Source organism: Paraburkholderia sp. Ac-20342 (assembly GCF_017104985.1).
Taxonomy (GTDB): Bacteria; Pseudomonadota; Gammaproteobacteria; order Burkholderiales; family Burkholderiaceae; genus Paraburkholderia.
The window spans coordinates 1-2,400 of record NZ_JAAGPQ010000199.1 but is presented as its reverse complement, the minus strand read 5'-3'; the positions used below and the strand labels follow the sequence as shown (position 1 = coordinate 2,400).

Below are 2,400 nucleotides of genomic sequence, written 5' to 3'. Positions count from 1 at the left end.
ACAGGCGTTAACAAAATGAGTTCTTCAGTTTTCGCCAACAGATGATGCAGCAGGCGATTTTCATGAAGGCTTCGTGGATAAACGCAAGGCGTTCGAAGCGGATGCGCAGTCGTCGAAAGTTGTGAAGCCATGAGATGGTGCGCTCGACAACCCAGCGGGTTTTGCCCAGTCCGCTGCCGTGCGGCTCGCCGCGTCGGGCGATTTCAGTGGCGATGCCGACTGCGTGTAGCGGACGGCGGTATTTGTCGTGATCGTAGCCCCGGTCGCCCTGAACGATGCGGGGCTTCGAAAGTGGCCGACCTCGCTTGCCGGCAATGGGCGGGATGGCGTCAACCAGCGCGTGAAGCTGGGTGACATCGTGGCGGTTGGCGCCGGTGAGAATTACCGCGAGCGGGATGCCCTGCGCCTCGGTAATGAGGTGGTGCTTTGAACCTGGTCGCGCGCGGTCGGTGGGATTCGGTCCCGTTTTTGACCTGCACCCACCGCGCGGATCGAAGAGGAGTCGACAACGACACGCGACCAGTCAATCCGGTCGGCTTCGCGTAGCTTTGCGAGCAGGACCTCGTGCAGTCGGTCCCAGACACCGGCGGCCTGCCAGTCACGCAGACGGCGCCAGCAACTCATGCCGCTGCCGCAGCCCATCTCGCGTGGCAGTAGGTCCCAGCGCAGGCCCGTCTGCAGGATGAACAGGATGCCTGTAAGCAGCGCACGATCATCGAGTGGCTTGCGCCCTGGATAACGGCTTCGCCTCGGTTTTGGTGGGGGCAGCAATGGTTCGATGAGTGCCCAAAGTTCGTCGTCGAGTATGGGTTTAGCCATGGCCTTTTCGTCGTCGAAACAAGGAAAAGGTTAACAGGAATCATCGAGAGTAAACAGTTGCTCATCGGGCCTGGCCCGACCCCGGAGGATGAAGCGGATGTGGCGAATCTATAGCCCACGTCAGAGTTAACATGGATGCGCAGCGGCATAGAAGGTCGGCGTAGGGGAATGGTGCCCTGAGCCCGTTAAACAGTTGGACCCGCAGCCCTGCGCGCACCCCGGAATGTGACGGCGGGCAGTTATGCCCCCAAGCACGGTTACCAGAATTCGATCACGAGGGCTGCTGCCGCTGCCATCAATCTGGCAGGAGGTACCATGCAAGTTCTCTATCCCCGCTGCGCCGGACTCGACGTGCACAAGGACACCATTGTGGCCTGCGTGCGCTGCGTGTCTGCCCCGCAGCATCGCGAAGTGCGCAGCTTCGCTGCCACCACGAGTGGACTGCTCGAGCTCAGCGACTGGCTTGCGTTGTATGGCTGCTCGCACGTGGCCATGGAAGCGACCGGCGTCTATTGGAAACCGGTCTGGCACATTCTCGAAGGGCGCTTCGAGCTGGTCCTAGCCAATGCCCGCCACATTCGCAACGTTCCTGGACGCAAGACCGACGTCAACGACGCGACGTGGATTGCCGATCTGCTTGCGCATGGCCTGATTCGCTCCAGTTTCGTGCCACCCGCTGCCACCCAGGAGTTACGCGATCTCACACGTACGCGCAAACAACTCGTACGCGAGATCTCCCAGCACAGCCTGCGCATCCAGAAAGTGCTCGAGGACGCCAATCTCAAGCTCGGCAGTGTGCTGTCAAACGTGCTCGGCTGCAGTGGCCGCGCCATGCTCGAGGCCATCGTCGCCGGTGAAGACAATCCCGAGCGGCTCGCCGCACTGGCTCAAGGCAACGCACGCAAGAAGGCGCCCGAACTGCGCGAGGCACTGCGCGGCCGCATTACCGCTCACCATCGGACGCTACTGAAACTTCATCTGGAGGTCATCGACGCCCTGCAACACACCCTCGCTGAACTGGACGCGACCCTGGGAAAAGCGCTGGCGCCAATCCGGCAATGTGTCCGCTTGCTGAGCACTATCCCTGGCGTGAGTGACGTGACCGCCCAGGTCATCCTTGCCGAGGTCGGCGCTGACATGACGCGCTTTCCTGATGCCGCCCACCTGATCTCTTGGGCAGGTCTCTGTCCGCGCAATGATGAGAGTGCCGGCAAGCGCCGCAGCACCCGTGTGCGCAAAAGCGGCACATGGCTGAAGACCGCGCTCGTTACCGCCGCATGGGCCGCCGTTCGGGTGAAAAGTACCTATCTGCATGCCCAGTTCCTGCGAATCAAGGCAAGACGCGGCCCCAAGAAAGCCATCCTCGCCGTGGCCGCTTCTATGCTCACCGCCGCGTGGCACATGCTATCCGACGGGGTCGTTTATGCAGACCTCGGCGCCGAATACTTCAGCAGGCTCGACACCGGAAAAACCATCCAACGCCTGCTCAAGCGGCTTGCCGACCTCGGCTACCACCCTCAGCCGGCTGCTTCATCATGAGCGCTTCTTACCAGCCCCTTTGTTCATTTTGTTAAGGGTTCT

The 2,400-nt window shown here is 61.4% G+C and carries 2 protein-coding genes; one reads left to right on the top strand and one right to left on the bottom strand.

The features are described from left to right. Window positions 1–7: 7 nt before the first annotated feature. Window positions 8–819 (bottom strand): IS5 family transposase gene (locus tag G3N58_RS33695; RefSeq protein WP_206001351.1). Its coding sequence is split into 2 segments (ribosomal slippage): window positions 8–471 and window positions 471–819, totalling 813 coding nucleotides; the frame shifts between segments, so codons are not numbered across the junction. Window positions 820–1,134: 315 nt separating this feature from the next. Between G3N58_RS33695 and G3N58_RS33690 the strand changes: the two genes are divergently transcribed. Continuing rightward, complete coding sequence (locus tag G3N58_RS33690; protein WP_206001350.1) at window positions 1,135–2,358, top strand: IS110 family transposase; 1,224 nt, start codon at window positions 1,135–1,137, stop codon at window positions 2,356–2,358. Window positions 2,359–2,400: the final 42 nt, after the last annotated feature.